The following is a 23,285-nucleotide window of genomic DNA, read 5'->3' on the forward strand; positions in this document are numbered from 1 at the left end:
GGCGCGAAGTTCATATCGGAAAGTGTCGCAAATTTGCGCCAATTGTGCCGGAGCGGCGCGAGACCTACAGCGACCTTTGAATTGCTGCATGTTTTGTCCTGAAATCGGCTAGGATTAAAGGACGCATGCAGTCGTCAGCTCATCGCCATCCAGACGGAAAGCCAGATCCACATCCCGCCAAGCGTCGCCACGCCAGCCATGAACAACGGCCGGCGGTAGCGGATGCGGTTGCTGGTGACATGGACGAAGGCATGCAGATGGCGCGAGGCGACGAACAGCCAGGCGAGCGCCAGCGAGACGATGTTATCCGCCTCGGTGATATAGAGAAGCACGCAGCAGACGTGGAAAAGCACCGGCAGTTCGAACTGGTTGGCGATGCTGTTGCGAACGACCAGGCTTTCGCCCGGCTCGTCGCGGTTCTCGCGAAACTGCGAGACCTGCACCTTGCCGGCGCGCACCAGGCCGACGCGGCGGATCGAAAGCAGAGCATAGAGGACGAAAACGAGCAGCACATGCGCCACCATCGGCCAGAAGATCTCGAAGCCCGTCATCGCCTTTACTCCACGCGAACATCACATCGGAAAATCGGGGGCGCCGGACGGCCCCCCCCGATAGAAAGCCTCAGTGCGAGCCCGGATAGTTCGGGCTTTCGCGGGTGATGGTGACATCATGCGCATGGCTTTCGCGAAGGCCGGCGCCGGAGATGCGCACGAAGGTGGCGCGCTCCTGATAGTCCTTGATCGTCGCGCCACCGACATAACCCATCGACGCCTTGAGACCGCCGGCGAGCTGATGCAGGACGCCGGAGACGGGACCCTTGTAAGGCACCTGGCCTTCGATACCTTCCGGAACGAGCTTCAGCGTGTCGCGGACTTCGGCCTGGAAGTAACGGTCGGCCGAGCCCCGCGCCATCGCGCCGACGGAACCCATGCCGCGATAGGCCTTGAACGAGCGGCCCTGGTAGAGGAACACTTCGCCCGGGCTTTCGTCGGTACCGGCAAGCAGCGAACCGACCATGACGGCGGAAGCGCCGGCGGCGATCGCCTTGGCAAGGTCGCCGGAGAACTTGATGCCGCCGTCGGCGATAACGGGAATGCCCGACGCCTGAGCTGCATCGACAGCGGCCATGATCGCGGCCAGTTGCGGAACGCCGACGCCGGCCACGATGCGCGTCGTGCAGATCGAGCCTGGGCCGATGCCGACCTTGACCGCATCGGCGCCGGCGTCGATCAACGCCCTGGTGCCGTCAGCGGTAGCGACGTTGCCGGCCATGATGCGTACCGAGTTCGACAGCGTCTTGACGCGGGTGACCGCGTCGAGAACACGCTGCGAATGGCCGTGCGCGGTATCGACGACGATGAGGTCGACGCCGGCGTCGATCAGCCGTTCGGCGCGCTCGAAGCCGTCATCGCCGACGGAGATCGCGGCGGCGGCGCGAAGCCGGCCCTGCGCATCCTTGGAAGCGTTGGGGTTCAACTGCGACTTCTCGATGTCCTTGACGGTGATGAGGCCGACGCAACGACCGTCGCCGTCGACAACCAGCAGCTTTTCGATGCGGTGCATGTGCAGCAGGCGCTTTGCTTCCTGCTGGTCGACGCTTTCCTTGACCGTGATGAGGTTTTCACGCGTCATCAGCTCGTAGATCTTCTGGGTCGGATCCGAGGCGAAGCGCACGTCGCGGTTCGTCAGGATACCAACGAGACGACCCTGCTTCTGGCCGCCACTGCCGCCGTTTTCGACAACAGGAATGCCTGAGATGCCGTGGGTCTTCATGAGGCCGAGGGCGTCTGCCAGTGTGGCATCGGGGCCGATGGTCACCGGATTGACGACCATGCCGCTTTCGAACTTCTTGACCTGACGGACCTCTTCGGCCTGTTCGACCGGCGTCAGATTGCGGTGGATGACGCCGATGCCGCCGGCCTGCGCCATGGCGATCGCCAGGCGTCCTTCGGTCACGGTATCCATGGCCGAGGAAAGGATCGGTAGGTTGAGGTCGATATCCTGCGCGATGCGGGTCGAGATGTTGGTCTGTCCCGGCATGACTTCGGAATGCCCGGGCTGGAGCAGAACGTCGTCGAAGGTCAGAGCCTCCAGACCGGTTGCCGTTTCGATGATACGCGCCATGGCCAATTCCCTTCAATAAACGAAAATCCCCGGGAAACGGGCTGCGATTTGCCCACCGGGTGACTTCAAAGCTTGTCTTGGAAGTTGGCGAGGGCTCGTAACACGGATATGTCAGGATGAAAATAGCAAAGCCCGGGAAATGTCCCGGGCTCGGCCAATTGTTGTTGCAGAGCAACATTTTCCCTGCCGCAAAGCTCAGATATCGAGCTGATAGCTTGCCGGAACGAAGCGATAGCCCTGATCCTGTGCTTCGACGAAACCGACGGCGGGGAACGGCATGTGATAACCGATGAAAGGCAATCTTTCGCTCGCAATCATGCCGAAAACCTTGCGGCGCGACGCGGCGGCAGCAGCCTTGTCCATGTCGAAACGAACCTCCCAGTCCGGCCGCTGCAGCGACAGGACATAATGATTGGCAGTGTCGGCCGTCAGCATCATCGCCTTGCCGTCCGATTCGAGACGGAACACCATGTGGCCGGGGGAGTGGCCGAAGGCGGCCATCGCCGAGATGCCCGGCGCAACGTCGGCGCCGTCACCGATGAACGTGGCTTTCTCGGCAAGTGGCACCACCTTTTCCAGCACGCCCTTGTGGCCACCTTCCGCCGGCGTTCCGACCCGGGCCGGATCCTTCCAGAAGGCATATTCGGTCTCGCCAATGACGTAGCGAGCATTGGCGAACGCTGGCTTGCCGCCTTCCATCAGGCCGCCGATATGGTCGCCGTGCATATGCGTAAGCACCACCATGGAAACCCGCTCAGGTGCATAGCCGGCCGCACGGATACCGTCGATGAGACGGCCAGACCCCGATTCGCGTCCGGCCTCGCCCAAGCCGGTGTCGAACAGGATCACCTCGGTGCCGGTATCGACCAGAACCGGCGAATAACTGTTGACCAGCGCATCCGTAGGCAGAAAATTCTGGGCCAGCAGCTCGGACACGGCCTGTTCCGACTGGTTCGTGCCGTAAGTCTCGTGCGGCTTTGCCATGACACGCGTGCCGTCGCTGATCACCACGACCTTGAACGCGCCGAGTTTGAGAGCCCGGATGGGCGGCTGTGCTGATTGCATGTCCTGACTGTCCGTCTTTTCCTGGGCTGCGGCAAACCCGGTCATGATTGAGGGTGCCGCCAATACACTCATTGTCCCCGCCGTCATCAAGGTCCGGCGCTTCATCGACATTTCACTCGCCATTATTTTCTCCCGCTATCACTACCTCTTGTCATCACCCGGCCAGAACTAGCGTCTTGACAGCAATGGACAGGCGGGATCACAGGCTTTTGATCCACAATCGTTGGTTTGGTCCCGACAAAGCCATCGGAAGCGCTAGCTTGGAGCCAAGCTGACGCCGACCGCGCCCAAGGCAAATTCGCATGAACCGTATCGTCCCGATGATCCTTGCCGTCGCGCTCTTCATGGAGCAGATGGATTCAACCGTCATTTCCACTTCGCTGCCGGCCATCGCCCGCGACATCGGCGTTGGGCCGATCACGCTCAAGCTGGCACTTACCTCCTACATGGTGGCGCTGGCGATCTTCATTCCCCTGAGCGGCTGGATGGCCGATCGTTTCGGCGCCAAGAAGATTTTTCGCGCGGCGATCCTCGTTTTCATCGCCGGTTCGATCCTCTGCGCCATCTCCAACAGCCTGCTCGCCTTCGTGCTGTCGCGGTTCCTGCAGGGCATGGGCGGCGCGATGATGACACCTGTCGCCCGCCTCGTGCTGGTGCGCAGCGCGCCGCGCAGCGAGCTCGTCTCAGCCATGGCGCTCCTGACGATCCCGGCACTGGTCGGGCCGCTCGCCGGTCCGCCGCTTGGCGGCTTCATCACCACCTATTTCTCCTGGCACTGGATCTTCCTGATCAACGTGCCCGTCGGCATCGCCGGCTATATCCTGTCCGGCATCTACCTGCCGGAAATGGAACGGCGCAATCCGCCGCCGGTCGACATTCTCGGCTTCCTGCTCGGCGGCATTGCTGCATCCGGCGTCGTCTTCGGCCTGTCGGTCATCAGCCTGCCGGCGCTGCCGCCGATCATCGGCATCGGTTCGGTCATAACGGGTTTGATCGCCGCCGTGCTCTACATCGTCCATGCCCGGCGCCATCCCCACCCGGTGCTTGATCTCAAACTGTTTCAGGACAGCGCGTTTCGCGCCGCCTCGATCGGCGGCACGGTTTTCCGCATTTCGGTCGGCGCTGTGCCCTTCCTGATGCCGCTGATGCTGCAGGTTGGCTTCGGCCTCAACCCGTTCCAATCCGGCATGATCACCTTCATCGGCGCGGTCGGCGCGATCACCACGAAGTTCTATGCGCGCCGCGTGCTCGCCTTTGCCGGCTTCCGCACGACGCTGATCATCGCCGCCATCATTGCTGCGGTCACCACCTTCGCCAACGGCTCCTTCACGCCGGCAACGCCCTATCTCGTCATGATCACCATTCTGCTGATCGCCGGTTTCGCCCGCTCGTTCTTCTTCACCAGCGTCAATGCACTGTCCTTCGCCGATATCGACGATGCCGATGCCAGCAAGGCGACGTCGATGAGCGCCGTCCTGCAGCAGATCAGCCTGGCGCTCGGCGTTGCCGTTGCCGGCGCGATCCTCGAAATCGAGACGTCACTCAGTGGCGGGCCGCTGCAGCTCGACAACTTCCACACCGCCTTCATGATCATCGCGATCGCCAACCTGTTGGCGGCAATCCCGTTCCTGACGATGGCGAAGAATGCCGGCGCGTCGGTCTCCGGGCACAGGCTGCCCGTGCGCGAGATCGAAACGACGGCAGGAAAGTAAGGATTACTCCGGTCGCTCGCAGACGGCCGACAGCTTGTTGCCGTCCCGGTCACGCACGAAGGCCGCATAGAAATGCGCGTGAAACGGCCTGAGGCCGGGCGCGCCCTCGTCGGTGCCGCCATTGGCAAGCGCCGCCGCGTGGAAGGCATCGACCGCCGCGCGCGTTTCGGCTTCAAGCGCCATGGTCACGCCGTTGCCAAAGGTTGCGGGCTTCCCGTTGAACGGCGTCACCACCCAGAACCGGCACCGCACGTCGCCATCGGCGCTGTAGCCGATTTCGGTATCGTCCTGCCGCTGACGGCGATACCCCAGAGTGGCCAGAACCGGGTCGTAGAATGCACCCGCACCGTCGAGGTCGTTGGTGCCGACCGTTACATAAAGCAGCATGGTTTAATCCGCCGCCTCGTCTTCAGCCGGTTCGTCCGTGTCGGCGGCGCGGCGTCCCTTGAAGCCCTTGGCGAGCAGGAACATTTCCACCGATTCGGCGCGCGAGGAGGCCGGCTTGATGTGAATGACCTGGCGGAAATTCTGCTTGAGCATGTTGAGCAGATCGCGCTCGGTGCCGCCCTGGAAGGTTTTTGCCAGGAAATGCCCGCCCTCGGCCAGAACGTCGACGGCGAAATGCGCCGCGACTTCGCAGAGATGCATGGTGCGGAAATGGTCCGTCTGGCGGTGCCCCGTCGTCGGCGCCGCCATGTCGGAGATGACCAGATCCGGCGTGCCGCCGATCGCCTCCATCAGCTTTTCGGGTGCCTGCGGGTCGAGGAAATCCATCTGCAGGATGCGCACGCCGGGCAGCGGATCCATCTCCAGGAAGTCGATCGCCGCAACGCGCGGATCGGCATCCGTCGAATTGGTCACCTTGGCGGCGATCTGCGACCAGCTGCCGGGAGCTGCACCCAGGTCGATGATGCGACGGGCGCCGTTGAGGATCTTGTGCTTCTCGTCGATCTCGAGCAGCTTGAAGGCGGCACGCGCCCGATACCCTTCGAGCTGCGCTCGCTGGACATAGGGGTCGTTGATATGGCGCTCGATCCAGCGGCGGGAGGAAGCCTTGAGCTTGCCCTTCTTGACCTTCTGGCCGAGCTTTCGGCCGCTGCGGTTGCTGCCAACAGGAGGTTTCGTCATGTCTTGTTTCCTTCGTGGCGGCGACTGCCGCGCATCCCTTCGGACGCGCTGGGCCTGCCGTATCTGCAGATGTTATCGCACAATTGCCTAAATCGATTTCCGAGAGAAGGAATTATGTGGTCGAGCTGCGCTGGTGCCTGCGCGGCCGCGAGCGCCGCCAGGCGCCATCGTCGGCCATCATGTCGGTGAGCAAGCCTTCCCGCAGCCCGCGATCGGCAACACGCATGCGCGTCGAGGGCCAGCGGCGACGGATCGCTTCGAGGATTGCGCAGCCTGCCAAAACCAGATCGGCGCGATCGGGGCCGATGCAGGGGTTTGCCGCCCGCGCATCGAAATCCCATGAAAGCAGCCGCGCCTGCATGGCGGACACCTCGTCATCGGAAAGCCAGAGCCCGTCGACGCGGCGGCGGTCATAGCGCGGCAGATCCAGGTGGACGCCGGCAAGCGTGGTCACCGTGCCAGAGGTGCCGATCAGGTGGAAGCCGCTGCCGGCAATACCCGTTGCAAGCGCCTCGACCGGCGGGCTGTCGAAACGCGCCAGCATGCCCTCGACTTCCTGAACCATGGCCTCGAAGCTTGCCGGGGTGACATGCTGGCCGCCGTGGCGTTCGGAAAGGGTCACGACGCCGACCGGCAGCGAGGTCCAGTGGGTGATGTGATTGGCGAGGCGGTTGGACCTGTTGTCGCCGATGCGGATGACGGCGATCTCCGAGGATCCCCCGCCGATATCGAACAGCACGACCGACCTCGTCTCGCGATCGACCAGCGACGAGCAGCCCGATACGGCCAGCCGCGCCTCGGTCTCGCGGTTGATGATCTCAAGCTCAAGCCCGGTTTCCTTGGCCACGCGCTCAAGGAAGCTCTCGCCGTTCTCCGCCGCACGGGCGGCTTCCGTGGCGATCAGCCGGCTGCGGCGAATCATACGCCCACCCAACTTGGTGGCGCAGACCTTCAGCGCCTCGACGGCACGGTCCATCGCATCGTCGGACAAGCGGCCGCTGGCACCCAGCCCCTCGCCGAGCCTGACGATGCGCGAAAAGGCGTCGACCACCCGGAACTGGCCGGGACGGGTCGGCTGCGCGATCAGCAGACGGCAATTGTTGGTGCCGAGATCCAATGCCGCATAAAGCGGTGCCGGCGGCTCGCTGGCGGCAACGAAGGGCGCGCGAGGCTGGTCAGCACGCGGGGCAGATTGCCCACCGGACTGAGGCGCTCCGGGCCGGGACGCGGTTGCGCCGTCGTTCGGGCGCGATTGCGTCTGCTGCCGCTCGCCCGAGGTGAGTGGCCGTCCCTGAATGCCACGGCGATGCCGCGCCTTCTTGTTGCGCTTGTGCCCCTTCCTGTCGCCCATTGCCGGGTCGACAAGCTGCACGTCGCGACCACCCGCGGATGCGGGTGCGGCCTGAGCCTGCTGTTTTGCGGATTTCGAACGACGACGCCGTTTGCGCTTGCGCGCCGGTTCCGCATCGTCTGGTCCTGCGGGACGCCCTGCCGTGCCGGCACCGCCGGGTTGGCTGGCAATTGCAGACGACAAAGCGGACGACTTGCGCCGTTTCCGCTTGCCCTTGCCGTTGCGCGGACCCACTTTGTGTCCGTCACTACGGCCTGCTGCCGACGCCCCGGATTCGGACGGCATTTCGCCGTGATCGGGGTCTTTCACTTGTCTCAACCATCGCGCCGCGCAAAGCCTTATCAGCCGCTCAAGGCGCTTTCTCGATTTTTCGTTGGGGCGACTGTACCAGCGCAACCCCCATTCGCCAAACTTTTTTTGAGAACCGGATTGTGCACAGCAAAGTGGCAAGGCGACTTCCCCCTGCCCGGCGCCCGCAGACAGAACGGGTTTCGAGTTCGCCGGCCGGTTGACATCGCCGCCGGGGACACCCTCGTCACCGCATATGTAATTTTTTTTGCAAAAGGTATTTGCATCGTCCGTCGTTTTGTTTATAAGCCCGCCAACCAACCCGACGGGCTTCGCCCCGACGGCGGCTTTGGGGAATAGGTTAACGGTAGACCCACGGACTCTGACTCCGTTAGTCCTGGTTCGAATCCAGGTTCCCCAGCCAAACTCGTGTTTCTCATAAAAATCAAATGCTTAGAAGGCGAGCGGAATACGCAACCGGAACAGTGTTCCGTCTCAAGCGTCCGGAACACGCGACCGTGGCCCGGCGTCAATCTTAGTCGGCGAGGAAGTGATCACTCGAAGGTCAGGAGAGATACAGGCGCACCGTTCCAACGATCCGAGTGAATCGCCAACGCTGACGATATCCTTGTGCCTGGGAAACTTGCGCACACCCGAAGCCCCCCGCCAGCCGTTGAGCTATTCGAAGGTTCGAAAAGCCCGATGGGGTGGGCGTGATTACTGCTCTATTATCCGGCCTTTGATATCTAACTTTGGAACAAGCTTTAATAACTCTTCACTCTCTTTCTTTTTTATTTCTGCCTGAACGGCCTTGTTTTTGGCCTTAATGATGGATTTGGCTTTCCTCTCCGCCTTTAACTGAGCTTTGGTTTTTAAACGACCTGGACCTTTTGCTGATTTATACTGGCCAAATGGAGACCTCGGCGGGGAAGCCACAGGCGATACTTTTTCATCGGGTGTCGTATTCCTGTCAGGTCCATATGGTGCATGAATAGTCTTACCTTGTGCCATACATTGCCCCCGTTTTGACATTGCCGGTTATCCTATGTGCGAAGCATTGATTTGAGCAAGCCTTCGGCACGCCCCAGGAGGGCGCCCCTTTGATCCACAGCCAGCGTCGAACCAGCAGGAACACGGTAATGGCGCTATTCGATCGCGGCCCGATTCAGACATGCTATCTGCGCGCAGGTCGGCTCACTGATCGAAGGGTCCGAGAACAGCATTTCGCCCGCAGTTGTTGCCTGCGGTAAGGCAATGTCTGCGTTCCGCATTCGGTTGCATCAATGCCGCGCGAAAACCAGCTCGGGAAGAACAACCTCCCATACCTCGTGTCGAAGGGTGCCGTGGAACTCCTCTGCGTTGTCGCTCTTGCGCCAACGGATGATTGCACTTGCTTCGCCCCTGAAGCACCGCAATCCAGCGGGCGGCCGATAGCTCTGTGCCATCCGCCCGATGGTCACCCCGGCACAGTTACGAACTAGCCAGCGTCCATTGATCTCGGCGATTTCGACGGGATCACCGATTTGCATTTCCGCAAGCGCTTGGTGGGCTGGATGGCTCGCCGCCTGCCTCCCCAGCCAGGACAGATCCACCATGTGCGGTTCTACGGTCTGATAGCGCAGACCGAATTCCTGGGTCGTCTCAGTTGGAGTGATCCGCCTCTCCAGCAAGGTCGACGCGACGTCCCGCAAGATCGGGTGCTGGCTCTGCATTGAGACGATCGCGAGGCTGCGCCTTGCCCGCGTCATGGCAACGTAAAACAGTCGCCGCGGGGCATCCCGGTCCTCCCCGTTCGAGGACCGGTCCCAGCCACCATCAAGGATGACGACATCATCGAATTCCAGCCCCTTGGCACGATGAGCAGTCAAAAGGAGCAAGCCAAGCTGCTCCTGACGGCTGTCGTGCATCCATTCTGCCAGCCATTCGATAATATCTGGGACCGGAGCGGGTTTCTCGTCGAGTTCGACGCCGAGTACCGCGATGCCGTCTGAGATCAGAGCCCACCAACGGTTCGTAGGCTGCTCGGAGATGAAGGCCTGCATGGTTTCGACGGTCAGCATCTTCGTGGGCTCCGCCTTGAGGAAGGTGAGGAACGTCTGGACTTCCCGCAAACGCCAGAACGGAGGCATGGCCTCGCTTGCAAGTTGCACCGGGATGCCGCGAGCCTCACAATAGCTGCGCACTGGTTCCAGGAGGCGCCATTCCCGCGCGATAATCGCGGCCTTTGACCAGGACCAGCCCGGCACCAGTTGCGACAGCCGAACCAGTTCATCAACGGCAGCGTTGGCTTGCGCCGCGGGGCTTGGCGCGGTGCGCAAGAGTTGAACCCGACCCCGCGCGACCGGATCGTGCGACGCAGGTGTGCCACCTTCGGGGGCTTTGGCGCGGGCCCGATTGATGGTGATGTCATGGCCCGTCTTCATCCGGTCCACGGCCGGTGCAATCACGCGGTTTGCCGCATCGATAATCGCCGCTGTCGAACGATAGTTCTCGATCAGATAGGTGGGCTTGGCCGAGTAATCCTCCTCGAAACGCCGGATGAACTCGATCGAGGCACCTGCGAACGCATAGATGTTCTGGTCGTCGTCGCCCACGGCAAAAAGGCTGAGCCGCTGGTCCGCGTCGCCGAGCGAACGGCCTGCCACGGCGGCGATCAGGGCATATTCCTCAGGGCCAATGTCCTGATATTCGTCGACGAGGATCCAGCGATAACCCTGAATCAGGGTTTCGCGGAGGGCCTCGGCTTCGACCTTCGACAGGCCTCCACCTTTTAGCAGGGTGACCGCCTCCATCACTATTTTGTCGAAGTCATAGGGGGTATCGCCTTCGATCTGACCTGCAAAGCTTGCCCCCACCAGTCGCATCGCCAACGCGTGACAGGTCGAGACCGTTACGCTACTGGCATCTTCGCCGACCAGCCCCTTCAGCCGCTTGCGAATCTCGACCGCGGCATGGCGATTGTAGGTCAGCACGAGAATACCACGCGGATCTTCGCGCCTCACCCGGATCAGGTAAGCGACGCGATGCACCAGCACCCGCGTCTTGCCTGAGCCGGGTCCTGCCAGGACCAGCACATTCGTGTGTTCGCGATCATCGGCGACGATCTTCGACTGCACCGGATTGCCGAGGCTCTCGACGATCTGTCGCCAGCTTTCCGGTGTGGTTTGCCGGCGCAACTCACCCGCTCGATCTGGCAACCAACGCTTCAGGAAGGCTTCTTTGTCGAGCTGGAAATAGTCCTGCGAGAGCCGCTCGGCCTCCTTAATGGAGGCCAGACCGCGCTCGGCATAAGCCGCCATGATATGGGTCTGGACGGTCTGTTCGCTGTAATGATCCTCGAGAGGCAGGAAATCCTTCTGGGTGAACTGTCCGCCGCCGGGGCGCAGGTGAACGGTGATTGCAGGGCGGAAGATCGTCAGGCCTCGGCCAAGGGTGATCACGCCCTGTTCATGCAGCCACATAAGCGCCCGACCGAGCAGCTTGGTCACATCCCGGACGGAGTCCTTCAGGAAGACATCCCCCGTGATGGCCGCCTGCATCTTGCCCATCGTGGTCTCGACCCGGACATCTTTGCCGCGCGTGCCTTTTGCCACGATCCCTTCGAGATGCTGGAGCAAAAGCTCCGCCCCGCGACGCCGGACCTCCGCCGTCCTGCTCACCATGTCCCAGGACCGCTGCAATCGCACGAGGCACGTATTCCGGTTCACCTTACGCAGATGGATGTTGCCGCGCCCGCCATCCTCGTCGCGCCCATCCTGCGCGAAGCTGCGCAGATGCGCTTCAATCAGATCCGGGCGCACCCCGAGATGGCCCTGATCGCGCAGGGCCTGACAGGTTGCGGCGAGATGCAGAGGCTGCGCTTCGCCGCCCTCGGCATCGGGCGAGGCCTCGCGCATAGCTGCGATCAGCGCGGTCTCCAGTGCCGTAGCGACCTGGAACCGCTGTTTCGACGCCCCCTCGACCCCGACATGAACGAAGATCGTGATAGCTGTGTCGTTGGTCGCGATGCCAAGGGCCTCGAGATCGGACAACGCCTTTCGAAGTGCCCCGCCGGTCAAGCCGCTGGCGCCGGAGAGTTCGTCGGTCGACACCCCTGCATCGGGGGAGGCCGTCATCAGATGCCGCACCAGATCCAAAAGCTGCTTGCGCCGGGTTCCGGTGATCTCAGTCTTGGACAGGATCGCCGCGGCCTCCTCCATGGTGCGGATACGCAGGGAGGAAGGGAAGACCTGCACCCGGTTCTCTTCCCGGGTCAGCAGAGTGGATTCTTCCAACCAGGCGACGGCGGTCTTAACCCGCGTGTCGTCGGTGGCGTTATCGCGCTCGAATTCCTGCGCCGTCTCTTCCCGCACTATCTCGCCCGGGGTTGCGACGACCTCGCCGCTTTGCTTCCCGCGAGTATCCAGACGGCGGAGCGCTTTCAGGATCGCGCTGATCTCATGGCGCGCCAGACGCGAGCGGGCGCTGAGAGTGAATTGCCGCTCGACATCCTCGACATTGAACAGAAGCACGCAGACCGCCGGATCGCGATCGCGTCCAGCCCGGCCCGCCTCCTGCAGGTAGTTTTCAAGCGAGCCCGGAATGTCGCCATGCACCACCAACCTGATATCGGGTTTGTCGATCCCCATGCCGAAGGCGTTGGTGGCGGCAATGACCCGCAGCTCACCGACACGGAAACGCTCCTGCACCTCGTGCTTGCGTTCGGGCGTCAGCCCGGCATGGAAAAAGTCCGCTGCTAACCCCTGTTGTTGCAGGAAGCCCGCGACACGTTCAGTCGCAGCACGCGTGGCGCAATAGACCACCGCGCCTGACGCATCATCGCACGGCAGGGCGCGTTCGATCGTATCGAGAATGTCGGCGAGCTTGCGGTTGCGGTGGGTCTCATGCACCTCGAAGGCGAGGTTCTGGCGGGTCGCACCGCCATCGAGCAGTATCAGTTCCACCCCTAGGCGGGACTGGAAGTGATCGCGGATATCGCGCACCACCTCCGGCTTTGCCGTAGCGGTCAAGCAGACCACCGGCGCGGGCTCTTGATCCCCGGAATGCTCACGGATGAAGCGCGAGACGTAGCGATAATCGGGCCGGAAATCGTGCCCCCATTTTGAGATGCAATGGGCCTCATCCAGGATCCAGTAGCCGATCTCGCGTTGCGCGAGGACTGAGCGCACTGACGGGCTGCGAAGCTGCTCGGGTGAGATCAGCAAGATGGCCGCGTCGCCCAACCGCAACTGGTCCAGCGCGGCATGGCGTTCTGGCATCGAGAGAAGCCCGTTGATCGTGACGCAGCCGCTGATGCCATGTCGCGCGAGGCCCTGCACCTGATCGGCCATCAGTGCGACCAGCGGTGAGATGACGACAGAAAGCGCGCCGATCTTGTCGAACCGCGCCAGCGCCGGGATCTGGTAGCAGACAGATTTCCCGGTGCCGGTGGGTAGGATACCGAGGACGGATTTTCCCTCCATTGCTTCGGCGACGATGCGTTCCTGCAGCGGGCGGCCGGCATTGTCCTTTGGCTCGGGCCGGAAGCTGTCGAAGCCGAACCAGCGCGAGAGTGCCTTTTTCGGGTCGTTCTTCTCGCGGCACCAATGGCAACCTGGATCGTCGCACGCGCGGTCGCGCAAATGCCGAACGATCAGCGAGGCCTCGCGGAACTGCGCTCGCACCCAGGGCGGCATAACGGAATCCCCGCCTGCGACCGAGATCCACGAAAGTGCGTAGGCCATAGGCCAGCCAAGTTGTGGTGAGGACAGGCGGTTCAGTGTTTGCCGGATACGCCGAGCGCAGGCCTGTCCGTTGAGCAGCTCCATCATCGCCTTCTCGGCCTGCGCCGCGCTGGGTCGAGGCGCTCTGCGTAGGTCGGTGAACAGCGCATCAAACCCGTCGCTCCCCGGCATGCAGGTGGTCAGGTGGTGGTGGGCGACAAGAGCGGCAGGAGTCTCGTTAGCAAGTTTTGCAAAGGCCGCGATCTGGTTGGCCAGCACCTCGAGCACCAAACGTGCGTCGAGCTCTGGGTCGTTGACGTGTCCGACTTGCAGACGCCCGTCGTGATGGTGTTTGACCAGATGGTGGTAGGGATTGCGCGGAAAAGCGAGCGGGTTGAGCCAGAGTGTATCTATTGGCTTTGTCGCCAGCCCCGCAAGGCGCGGCCTCACTGCTATGAGGTGCGGAAGATCGAACCGGATGATGTTGTGACCAAGCAGGAAATCGGCCTCGGAGGCAAGGGCCTCGAGCTGGTCAAGGGCGACTTCTCGGTTCCCATTTCGAAAGACCACCTTCTTCTGATCCCCGCGGCGAACGGCGGCAAAACTAAAGATCCGCGCCTTCCCTGGATCAACCTCAAGGTCGATCGATAGGCAGCGGTCGACGAGAGAATCATCAGTGCGATGGGTCGCGGCTCCATCCATATTGTCGGTTTTCTGCTCGCAAGATCAGGTCTCTGGCTTTTGCAAGATAAGCACGGCCTATGAGCGCACGCCAGAGATGAGAACGTTGCTCCGGCGGTTAACGTAGGGAGATCGGTGTGAAACTGTATGACCAAGAATCACACTAGGGACACTTTGGGCAATCTCGACCGAGCTCGCTCTAGGCACCTTAGCGCCGCATCAAAATGCAAACCCAAATGACAGCCTACTAGCTTCGCGCCGGACATGCGGATGGCAGAGTGGTTGAATGCAGCGCACTCGAAATGCGGCGTACTCGCGAGGTGTTGGAGGCTCGAGCCCCCTTCTCCAGAAAAAGCCGTGTAGGGTTCTCGCCCTTTGGCCACGGCTTTTTCATGTTCACTTGGCAGCGGGCACGGGAAAAGCGTCTCTCTTGATTTACTTGAATTACTATTTTATATATTCTGTTCAGTAGGCAGGGAGTGAAGAGATGTCCGAGGTACAAACGATCGATATTGATTTCGACGTCCACAAGCGAATTGAAGCTGAACGCCAGAGCTTTGCAGAGACGCCGAACGCAGTCCTTCGGCGGCTCCTCGGAATAGACGGCAGAACGACAATGGTTGACACCGCTCCCTCAAGCGGTCGCCCGTGGGCAGGCAAAGGAGTGACGCTGCCGCATGGCACCAAGCTGCGCATGGAATACAACGGGCGAGTTCATTCCGGCGTCATTCAGAACGGAGCTTGGAACATCGAAGGAGGCATGTATCAAAGCCCTTCAGCCGCCGCTGGTGGAGTTGCCCGCACCAAGGATGGGAAGAAGACCAACCTTGATGGATGGATTTACTGGCAGGTGAAACGACCGGAAGATGCGCACTGGATCGCTCTCGGCTCCCTTCGAAAACCTCGCGAACCCGAGATACCGTTGGCGGAGATGTTTTGATGCTGAGGCGGGCCAACCTGATTACGGCTTTCTACGCTCGATGCAGAACGACACATGCGTCAAGCGCCGATAGGTGCCATGCTATCCGAAACACGAATCGGCAGGTGCCTCCGGATGAGCGACACGGCTGTAACTCTGATGTCAAAGGCCTCGGCTCGAAGACCTCGCGCTTGACCGCATCTTCCTAACCGAGTCCATCGCGGCATCCAGAGGCGCGGCATGGCGACGAGAACATAACGCCGACTATCGTCAAGTCTCGAAGGAATGGGCGGAACGCGTTCGCCAAAGCGGAATTAGGTTGGATGCCTTCATGGAAGCGGTGGCGAGAGTTACACTGGACACCTGTAGCATCCTCAAGGCACCGTAATTCGCCTCACTTTTCCGGATCACTGGTGAGTGTGCGACGAAGTGCATCGACTGCGTTTCCGCTGACGGCATCCGTTGATTATTTCCTTGCTTGGAATGCACCAGAAGCACACGCGCAGGGATCGCAAAAGATACCTTAGCCTTGCACATTGCCTAGCGACTCAATCATTCCGAGACTACTAGTTCTTTTCTCGCTACAGCGTTGAGCGAGTGCTAAAGCCAGCTCGGCTGGAATGTTGGCTAGTCAGCAAGGTCTCGGGGGCGACGCTTGACGGTAAATATTGCAGACCTGACACTGGACGAGGTTGTCCAGCATTTGTCCTTCGGCAATGCACTTCACGTAACCGGCGGCAATGAATTCTCATTGCCGCTGCAAGACAGCCGTACCTTGCTGGCGTTCTACGATCAAAATCGGCAGGCCTATTGGAACCCCGACAAGGACACCAACATCTTAGATGGCGAGATTGATCGCCTGCTGGACGCGCTGGACAAACCCTCCAAGATGACGACTCCGGCGACACGGCCGGCAACCCAGCAACAACGTTGGCAACTGGTTGGGATCACGGCGCACCGTTTCCGCGGACTTCATCGCCATTGCGACGAAAAAGGGGCCGATCCGAAGCCCTTCATGCTTGATCTTTCCCGGCATGCCACACTCTTTCGTGGCTTCAACGGCGCAGGAAAGACTTCCCTGATCAGCGCGGTTTGCTGGTGCTTAACGGGCTATGGCCATCGATCTCAAGGCCTTCCTTCCCCCTTGCACATACCCATCACGGTTCAGATTGCCGGTGACGAGAACGTCCCCAATGCCACTTTCGAGCTGCCATCGATTGTGCCGATCCCGACGGAAAAGGAGCTTCTGGCTGTGGACGGACAGCCGCAGGTCGATACCTGGGTGCGCCTGAAATTCCGCTCGTTGGTCGATGGAACCGAAGTCGAGGTAGAACGCCGTCTTGAGCGAGACGGCAAAATGGCCTTCAAGGCGACCGCTATTGGACTCGACAAACTTGGATTGTCGGATCTGGCATTACAGGTTGGCACTTTGATGCCTGGGATAGCCGCGGCGACCCGCTTCGATGACAAGACGACTCTGTCACAGGCGGTATCGGCGCTGACCGGCTTGCGGCCATTGGCTCACTTTGGCACCCGAAGCGGCCGCCTCTACGAGCGCCTGACCGGGAAATATCCGAAGCAAGCCACCGAGGACAGAGAACGGTGTGAGGGGGACGCCGCCAAACAAGTGACTACGCTTAAGGATCTTCTCAAGGACGGCGAAGGACTACCGGACCTGAGCTGCGTCGCCGTGCCCAGAGAGACCGCCCCGGATGACTGGAAGGACGGCCTCAAGCGGGCCGAGGAAATTCTGAAGGCGGCCGAGGATCAAGCTGCGGCAGATGCCCGATTGGTTCTCGGGAACCTGCCGCAGCTCACGAACGACAACGAGATCAAACGCTTCGACGGAGCGATTAAGGTAGCCGAGAATTGTTTCAGCAACGCCGCACTCAAGGGCCTGCCGTCCATGCAGATCGCGCAGAGGCTGGGCGAGCTGGGCGAGGAGGACCTGACGAATGCCGAGACAGTACTAGGGGACGTCGAACGCGAGGCGGCGGCTCTCGTGTCGCAGCTTTCATATGCCGAGCGCGCCGATCGGGTTCGCCTTTATGGTCTGGTGGCGAAATGGCACGACGCGGCTCACCCGGACCATCCGTTCACCGCCTGCCCGGTTTGCGCGCGCGACCTCTTGCAACCCGGTGCGATTCCTACCGACGCCCTGCTAGACAAGTCAGTGGCGCAGGCCCTTGAGGATGCTCGCAAGGCCGACGCGGCAATATTGAAGACGGCGGCAGAGTGGGAGCGTGACACCAAGAAGGGGCTACGCGATAGACTACCTGAAAAGTTGCGTCGGTTTATCGATGACGACGTACCTGACGATCTGGCATCCGTATACGGCGCAGCTCTGTCGAAAGAAGTTTTCCAGCTCACCGACTTTCCGCAATCTCTCAAGCCAATGGCCAAAGGTATCGCCTCCCTTTGCGCTGCGGCCTGGAAGGATGCCCCTGCTCGCGAGCCGCTGCCCAGCGTCAATCTGCCGGCTGAGATTCCCGACAATGAGAGGCTGCGCGCAATAATGCGCGGCGTGCGTCGAGCAATGGCGCTGTCTCGCTATCGTGCCGCTCATGCCGAGCTCGCCCGAGAAGCAGTCCTCAAAGTCATACGAACCGAGGCGGATGAAACGGCGCTTGCTGCCAACGAGCGGACCATCGAAGGGCAAATGAACGTCCTTAGGGCTTACCTCGATGCGGCTACTATTTTTTCCGGCATTCGCCGCCAGTTAGGCCAGATTAAGGATACCTGCGAGAGGTGGGCCAAGGCTCGCGCGCGAACCGAGAGGCTTGCGCGAGCGGCCAAAGCCGTCGAGCCGTTCAAGAGTTTCCCGGAACTCGTACATAATCAAGTAGCCGGGCTGATCACGGATTTGCAGGAGCAGGCGACGTCCTGGTCCCAGCGTATGTACAAAGCCCACTTCGTCCAGGCACCGGAATATGCGGGACTGGACCCCGCGAAGAGCGACGGTTTCACGTTCCTCGCAGCCCATGGCAAGCACCTGGTCGAGGCTCATCATGTGATGAATGCCTCTGCGCTGCGGGCCTTCCTCTCCGCCTTCGTCCTAGCGCTCTGGCAGCAGGTCTGGACGCGGTCGGGCGGCATATCGACTTTCCTTATGGACGACCCGCAAGACTTGCTCGATCCCGGCAATGTGGCCAACCTTGCCGCAACAGTGCCATTGTTAATCGCCGAGGGCATCAATCCGATCATTGTCAGCAACGACTTCGGGTTCATTCCGACAGTTGAGGCATTTGTCGCGTCCGACAAGCGCACAACCGGGCAGGTGCGGACTGAAACGTGGGAGTTTTCCGCCATCTCGACCTCGAAATGCACGGTGAGCCTTGCCCCAGTCGCCGACGAGGTCCGCGTTCGTTGCCAGCACTGGCAAAAAAAAGACCCGAATGACGCCGGACTGTCCCGCGAATTCGTCCATCCAGTCCGAGTACGTATCGAGATCAAGCTATGGGATCTGCTCGCATCGGATCCAGCAGTCCTGCATGACCCGACAATGGGCGACCTGCTCGGCAAGATCGCCAACGCCCGCAACCGCGGCGAACAACCGTTCACCGAACAACCATTTCAACGATTGCTTGAGCTGCCAGCACTAAAGACCGGTGCCGCTTTTCGGGAAATTATCAACAAGGCGCACCACGGGCGGGCGGATCAAATCACACCGGTCGAGGCCGAAGTCGTCAGGCAGGGCTACGAGGATGTTTTCTCGGCGATCGACGCGTGCTGGCTTGCCTACGCAAGGTTCATGGGGAGGTTGCCACCAGAGGAGGCTGTGGCAGAAGCAAAAAAGTCCACTTCGGATCTAAAGCTCGTTGAGCTTCGTAGCACGCCTATTTCCATCGTGGGCAGATTGGCCGCACGCGCCGCCGGAGCCCCGCTCACGACCGTCGACCAAGCAACGGATCGACTAGACCTTTCGTCACTCGGAGACGTGTCGCTCTTCACTCTGCGGGCGCCGACACTGGGCCTGGTCGCATTCCCCGGCCAGACCCTCATCGTATCTGCGACGGCAGAGGTAGAGAATGGTGATCTCGCCATCGTTCGGACATCTAGCAAGACTTATGCTAGAAAGATCGGGCTCGATAGATCAGATCACTCGCGGATCGCATTGGAGACGATGCCGTCGACAAACCCGCGCGCCCCGCGGACCTACTTCGTTCAACGCAGCAGTGTGCAATTGAGCAAGGTGATCGGGGTGCTGTTCGACGAAACAACGCCCTCGAAGTCGCAGGACGAAGCTGTCGAGACCGATCGCTCGCTGGTTCTCGAGCAGGTTGTCGCCGCGGCAGAGGTCGTGGGCGACAGCGCCTTCCCCGTTGCGCTGGACGCAGGGCATGTGCTCCTAGGAGCCGCTCCGGACCTGGCGCTACTCGACCGGCGCATCCTGGCAGTAGTTGCGAGAGCCGACGAGTTTTCGACCGAGCACTTCGCCTATCTCAAGCGGTTAGGAAAGGCGATGCCGGGCTCACAAACCGTCTATTATCTCGAGAATGTTGGCCAGACTGGCGAAGGTGAATTTGTGCAGTTTGCTGTGAATGGCGTTGCGCCGACCGCAGGCATTCCGATCGTCGAACAAACATGGAAGGTTCTCGGAACGTTATTCTAACTAGCAAGCATCCTAACTCTACGCTTGGATGAGGGCCAACCAAGAAGCATCCTGCGTTCCCAGCCCATCGAGGGGCCTGCCTGGATCGGGGATGGGGAACGGCAGCAATCCTAGGGATCGACCGCCGAAGGTGTGCTTATCCCGACATCGGATAGAGCACTCAACTGGTTTGTTTCAATGGCCGAAGCACTGCAGCCTATGCCATGACCTGATTAATGGTCATGGCGAGCGCGCTGTGTTCTTTACCGCTGCGCCAATCTGTGATTGATTTTCGGACGTTATCCCAGCATCTGGAGGTTTACGTGGGAAAAGGCGGCTACCTGGGTGGGAGCACTGTAATCTACCCAGGAGGACGATGGTCGTCCGATCCGCTGAATTTCCCAGATCGAGCCAATAGCCACAAAGCCGCTCCCTCCCGTCCTAAGAAGGCCGGGCCAAGAAAAAATGGATTGACTGACGAGGCAAAAGCTCTCGCCGTAGTCTTCGAGGCACAACGTCTCTCCTACCTCCATAGTATAGTCGATGCTTTTATCAGGAGGGCCTCGTCATTTCCGGCAGCCCCCAAAAAAGCGCGGAACGTGTTGGCGGCGCAGGTTGCGAAGGCTGGCGGCGAAATGAGTTGGGCGCGCATGCAACCGGAGTTTCTCAAGCTCGCTGAAAAAAAACGTAAGCGGCACGAGAAGAAGACCCTCATGGCCGTGGCTAACGGAACGCCCGGCGCCGCCGCAAAGAACGCCGTACTGAGTGGCGCGGGCGCCCATATGCGCGCCGAATATCACGCACTGCTGGCCAAGAAGGCAAAGCTTGAACAGGATCTCAAGGAGACCAATCGGAAACTCCTTGAGATCAAAGGCCATTTTGACAGGATTGGCGCGAAGGTATGACGGTTGGTTCTGCATAGATCGTCGCCGGAGAAACGGCAGCGTTCCTAGGGATTGGCCGCCCATTCCCGCAAAGGCCTCTCAGAGACTATTCCGAGCCGTTTGGCTTAGCCAATGCCCGGACGAGACGCTTAGCCATCCCGCTCGGCGCGGAAACAGGACCGTCGACTGCCGACCGAATTTCATGAAGCCATTTCTGCTCCTCGTCCGTCACGGGCGATCCAAGCATCCGCTCAAAGAGAGAAATCGCCTTGTCATCGTAGAACTGGCGCATCGCCATGCGAAAAAGCTGGTGCTTGTCGCATCCCATGAGTTCAGCGACCTCTTCCACGAGATCCAGCGGAAGCTTTGCATCCCCCGACAGGACCATCTGAAAAAGCCGACTTTCCAGAAAGGACTCCTTGCTCGCCGTCGGCGTAACCTCAAGACGCCGTTCGTTGAGAAATTCCCAGATTGAAAGGTTGGTCATGTCTTCGTTCCTGCGTGCGTTTCGATACGTAATTTATAGCGTTCGCAGCTTGGGGTCGTTGAAATCCCAAGAGATTCAGACTCCCTCAGATGACGGTGCGGGGGTACGACGCCGTCGTGGTCCGATGTGACGCCGAAACACGTCCATGCACCAATCGTTATGGTCCTGCTCAAGGCACATCAGCAGTAGTCGCCGTTCATCCAGTTGCAGTGCTTTTGCGACAAGCGGAACCTGCCAGAGATGCAGCTTAGAAAAGCCGGCTAGGTATGAACCGAATGAGGACTCTGTCGTGAAACCAGTCAGCTTCATCAGGTCGGCGCGGGCAATGCCCAACTCCCTCATCCGATCAGCCACCAACGTGGCAAGAGCAATGCGCGCCACCGGGTTAGACATTGTTTGCCTCCCTCGACTTCTTCCGCGTCGCTGACCTGGGTTTCCTTCTCCAGCTTTTGAGCATCGCATTGACCCGTGGCTGCACACGCCGCATTGCCTCAACACGGTCGATACCGTGGAGAAGGAGGGTATCGTAGTCGGTCATCTCGTGACGCAGAAACGTCTGCATGGTGATGCCGACAGCCTTGCCGACCCGAGCGTGTTTCCAGTCTCTGCTGGCTATTTCCTTGGCGAAAAAGACGACAGCAAAATCGGGGCAGCCCGGATGATGATGTCGGATGTGCTGCTCGATGGCAGCCAAAGGTAATTTCGCCATGTTGCCCTCCAGTAAAGAGGACATCTATATATTATGATGCGCGGGCGATTGATACGAAAGTAAGTACTTACTTAAGTAGTTTATCCACAGATTTCGCCACAACAGCGCCATTACTTGGGAAGATAGCTTTCGGGCTTTAGACCAGCGCCAACATACCGAGCACGAAGTCCTAGATAAAGTCCCTTTGCGCGACGGGGATGCCTTCCGTATCGGCGAGCTTCGGGCGCCCTATCCTCCTCAGCCGGCGAGCGAGCCTCTCCTTTTGATTGCATAGATACCTTTACATACAACCTAATTGACCTTTACATAGGTAAAGGTATGGCGCGCGATTTCCGTAAAAATAGCTATTCATGGGCTGCAAATGTAAAGGTGCGCATAGTGAGGAACCCTGCTTTTCCAGGCGCAACCTTGACAGAACTTTCCGCAAACTTGACGAAAATGACGTTTTTCGCAGTTTTCGGAAAAACGTAAAGGTCACTGTGCTTCAACGCCTTGATGACCGGCATGCATTCGTCGTCAAAACGGGACTGCTTCAACCGATAGCTTTGAGGGATGGAACGCTGACCCGTCCAGAGCGGGCTACACGCTCATGGAAGGCCTTACCAGGCCAAGCCGAAAACATATCCGCGAGCAGAAACGATCCGGCTTCGGCAGTGAGTCAAAAGAGCGAAAAAGCACTGGTCGCTAGCATTGACGCAGCGACCGTGGCCTTGGTGTTGAGATCGGCCACGATATGTCCGCCGGTATTCAGAGGAGCATCGCTGGAGAAAACCGTCTCTGTCTTGGCACGATGTGCCACGCAGGCCCTCCTGCCGTTGCTGGCCGGTTCGGAAACCGGCCAGCCGAGGGTCAGTTAGAGTGAAATTTCAGCAAGTGCACGCCGGACCCGGGTAACGTCGTCAATGGTGTCGTAATGGTAGTCAGCGTTCTCCAGTTCATACCGGATGCGATCTACAGCATCCATTGCTGCGTTCACGTTGCCGCGGTGGATCTTCTGACTATCGGTGAGCTCATCCCAGTCATCAAAGTCGGCAACAATGTTCCCACTGCTATCCCGGTTGATGATCTCTCCCCTATCCACGTCAGGATAATAGCTGGCGATTTCCCGCAAGGCAGCGGCCTCCTTCGGATCGTTGTCGTCTGCCTGGCGGGCAAGGAGCAGATAGAGCTCCCGAATGGAGAAGACCATTCCTGATGAACCCGTCTTTTTCGCGATTTCTTCCGGATAAGGAAGGACGAAGTTGGCGCAGTTCATGTTGGGAACGAGAGGCTCAGACATGTTTAAAATCCTTGTTGAACACTAAGGTCCGGCACCATGCCGGAAACCTCGTCTGTTCAACCCATTCTGCGGCAACTCGCGGAAGCAGTTTCCTTCAGGGCTTATTGCGGTCTGCGGCTTCATGATTGTCCAGTCTCCGTTCTGTGTTTGAAGTTATAGCGGCTTGCTTCACCGAGCGCATCGATTTCTGTGTCTTTTTGGCAACACCGGTGACTTCCGACGAACGGCGCCGAATGAGCCTAGCAGCCTGTCGGACTTAACATCTACAGCTTTTCGTCAGGGATGTAGGGGATAAGGCCGTTATCGAATGCGAGCTGCTGGACTTGTCTGGGAGCATTGCGGACGTCGATGATGAACCCGTTGAT

The 23,285-nt window shown here is 60.1% G+C and carries 17 protein-coding genes and 1 tRNA gene; 5 read left to right on the top strand and 13 right to left on the bottom strand.

From position 1 onward, the window contains the following. Positions 1-134 precede the first annotated feature (134 nt). The 3 genes from AC244_RS21625 to AC244_RS21635 form a co-directional block, all read right to left on the bottom strand. Positions 135-551, bottom strand: coding sequence for an MAPEG family protein (locus AC244_RS21625; protein WP_053250885.1), 417 nt, complete (start codon positions 549-551; stop codon positions 135-137). A 70-nt stretch (positions 552-621) separates the two neighbouring features. Continuing rightward, on the bottom strand, positions 622-2,124 hold the full coding sequence (gene guaB, locus AC244_RS21630; protein ID WP_053250886.1) for an IMP dehydrogenase: 1,503 nt from the start codon (positions 2,122-2,124) through the stop codon (positions 622-624). A gap of 195 nt (positions 2,125-2,319) precedes the next feature. After that, positions 2,320-3,312, bottom strand: coding sequence for an MBL fold metallo-hydrolase (locus AC244_RS21635; RefSeq protein WP_053250887.1), 993 nt, complete (start codon positions 3,310-3,312; stop codon positions 2,320-2,322). A gap of 179 nt (positions 3,313-3,491) precedes the next feature. Here AC244_RS21635 and AC244_RS21640 point away from each other — a divergent pair, with 179 nt between their 5' ends. Beyond that, positions 3,492-4,901, top strand: coding sequence for a DHA2 family efflux MFS transporter permease subunit (locus tag AC244_RS21640; protein WP_053250888.1), 1,410 nt, complete (start codon positions 3,492-3,494; stop codon positions 4,899-4,901). A gap of 3 nt (positions 4,902-4,904) precedes the next feature. On the opposite strand, the gene AC244_RS21645 is transcribed toward AC244_RS21640, so the two are convergent. The 3 genes from AC244_RS21645 to AC244_RS21655 form a co-directional block, all read right to left on the bottom strand. After that, the gene (locus AC244_RS21645; RefSeq protein ID WP_053250889.1) at positions 4,905-5,288 is read right to left on the bottom strand and encodes a VOC family protein; all 384 of its coding nucleotides are present in this window, start codon (positions 5,286-5,288) and stop codon (positions 4,905-4,907) included. A gap of 3 nt (positions 5,289-5,291) precedes the next feature. Next, positions 5,292-6,029: an RlmE family RNA methyltransferase gene (locus AC244_RS21650; protein ID WP_053250890.1), complete on the bottom strand. Its 738-nt coding sequence runs from the start codon at positions 6,027-6,029 to the stop codon at positions 5,292-5,294. A 112-nt stretch (positions 6,030-6,141) separates the two neighbouring features. Beyond that, positions 6,142-7,689 (bottom strand): Ppx/GppA phosphatase family protein, encoded by a 1,548-nt coding sequence (locus AC244_RS21655; protein WP_053250891.1) that lies wholly within the window; start codon positions 7,687-7,689, stop codon positions 6,142-6,144. A 329-nt stretch (positions 7,690-8,018) separates the two neighbouring features. On the opposite strand from AC244_RS21655, the gene AC244_RS21660 reads away from it, so the two are divergent. After that, a tRNA-Gln gene (locus AC244_RS21660) sits at positions 8,019-8,092 on the top strand. Between the two features lie 293 nt (positions 8,093-8,385). On the opposite strand, the gene AC244_RS36620 is transcribed toward AC244_RS21660, so the two are convergent. Both AC244_RS36620 and AC244_RS21665 read right to left on the bottom strand, forming a co-directional pair. Then, entirely contained in the window at positions 8,386-8,679 is a 294-nt protein-coding gene (locus AC244_RS36620; protein WP_152976046.1) for a hypothetical protein, read from the bottom strand. A gap of 269 nt (positions 8,680-8,948) precedes the next feature. Beyond that, complete coding sequence (locus AC244_RS21665; protein WP_053250892.1) at positions 8,949-14,072, bottom strand: RecQ family ATP-dependent DNA helicase; 5,124 nt, start codon at positions 14,070-14,072, stop codon at positions 8,949-8,951. Positions 14,073-14,538: 466 nt separating this feature from the next. Between AC244_RS21665 and AC244_RS21675 the strand changes: the two genes are divergently transcribed. The 3 genes from AC244_RS21675 (at position 14,539) to AC244_RS21685 (ending at position 20,466) form a co-directional block, all read left to right on the top strand. Then, positions 14,539-14,991, top strand: a complete 453-nt coding sequence (locus AC244_RS21675; RefSeq protein WP_053250893.1) for a hypothetical protein — start codon at positions 14,539-14,541, stop codon at positions 14,989-14,991. A 634-nt stretch (positions 14,992-15,625) separates the two neighbouring features. Beyond that, a complete protein-coding gene (locus AC244_RS21680; RefSeq protein ID WP_053250894.1) occupies positions 15,626-19,582 on the top strand; it encodes an ATP-binding protein in 3,957 nt (1,318 codons plus the stop codon). Positions 19,583-19,803: 221 nt separating this feature from the next. Further along, entirely contained in the window at positions 19,804-20,466 is a 663-nt protein-coding gene (locus AC244_RS21685) for a hypothetical protein (protein WP_152976047.1), read from the top strand. An 85-nt stretch (positions 20,467-20,551) separates the two neighbouring features. Here AC244_RS21685 and AC244_RS21690 read toward each other — a convergent pair whose 3' ends face one another. The 5 genes from AC244_RS21690 to AC244_RS21705 all read right to left on the bottom strand — a co-directional run bounded on the left by AC244_RS21690 (position 20,552) and on the right by AC244_RS21705 (position 22,920). After that, entirely contained in the window at positions 20,552-20,932 is a 381-nt protein-coding gene (locus AC244_RS21690) for a hypothetical protein (protein WP_053250896.1), read from the bottom strand. A 75-nt stretch (positions 20,933-21,007) separates the two neighbouring features. Beyond that, on the bottom strand, positions 21,008-21,325 hold the full coding sequence (locus AC244_RS21695; protein ID WP_053250897.1) for a hypothetical protein: 318 nt from the start codon (positions 21,323-21,325) through the stop codon (positions 21,008-21,010). After that, complete coding sequence (locus AC244_RS21700) at positions 21,318-21,641, bottom strand: DUF2293 domain-containing protein (RefSeq protein WP_053250898.1); 324 nt, start codon at positions 21,639-21,641, stop codon at positions 21,318-21,320. Before AC244_RS21700 ends, AC244_RS21695 begins: the two co-directional genes overlap by 8 nt. 658 nt (positions 21,642-22,299) lie before the next feature. Then, positions 22,300-22,440: a hypothetical protein gene (locus AC244_RS37210; RefSeq protein WP_161807888.1), complete on the bottom strand. Its 141-nt coding sequence runs from the start codon at positions 22,438-22,440 to the stop codon at positions 22,300-22,302. A gap of 54 nt (positions 22,441-22,494) precedes the next feature. Beyond that, positions 22,495-22,920: a hypothetical protein gene (locus AC244_RS21705; RefSeq protein WP_152976048.1), complete on the bottom strand. Its 426-nt coding sequence runs from the start codon at positions 22,918-22,920 to the stop codon at positions 22,495-22,497. Positions 22,921-23,285 lie beyond the last annotated feature (365 nt).

It is taken from the genome of Ensifer adhaerens (genome assembly GCF_001270265.1).
Classification (GTDB): domain Bacteria; phylum Pseudomonadota; class Alphaproteobacteria; order Rhizobiales; family Rhizobiaceae; genus Ensifer; species Ensifer adhaerens_B.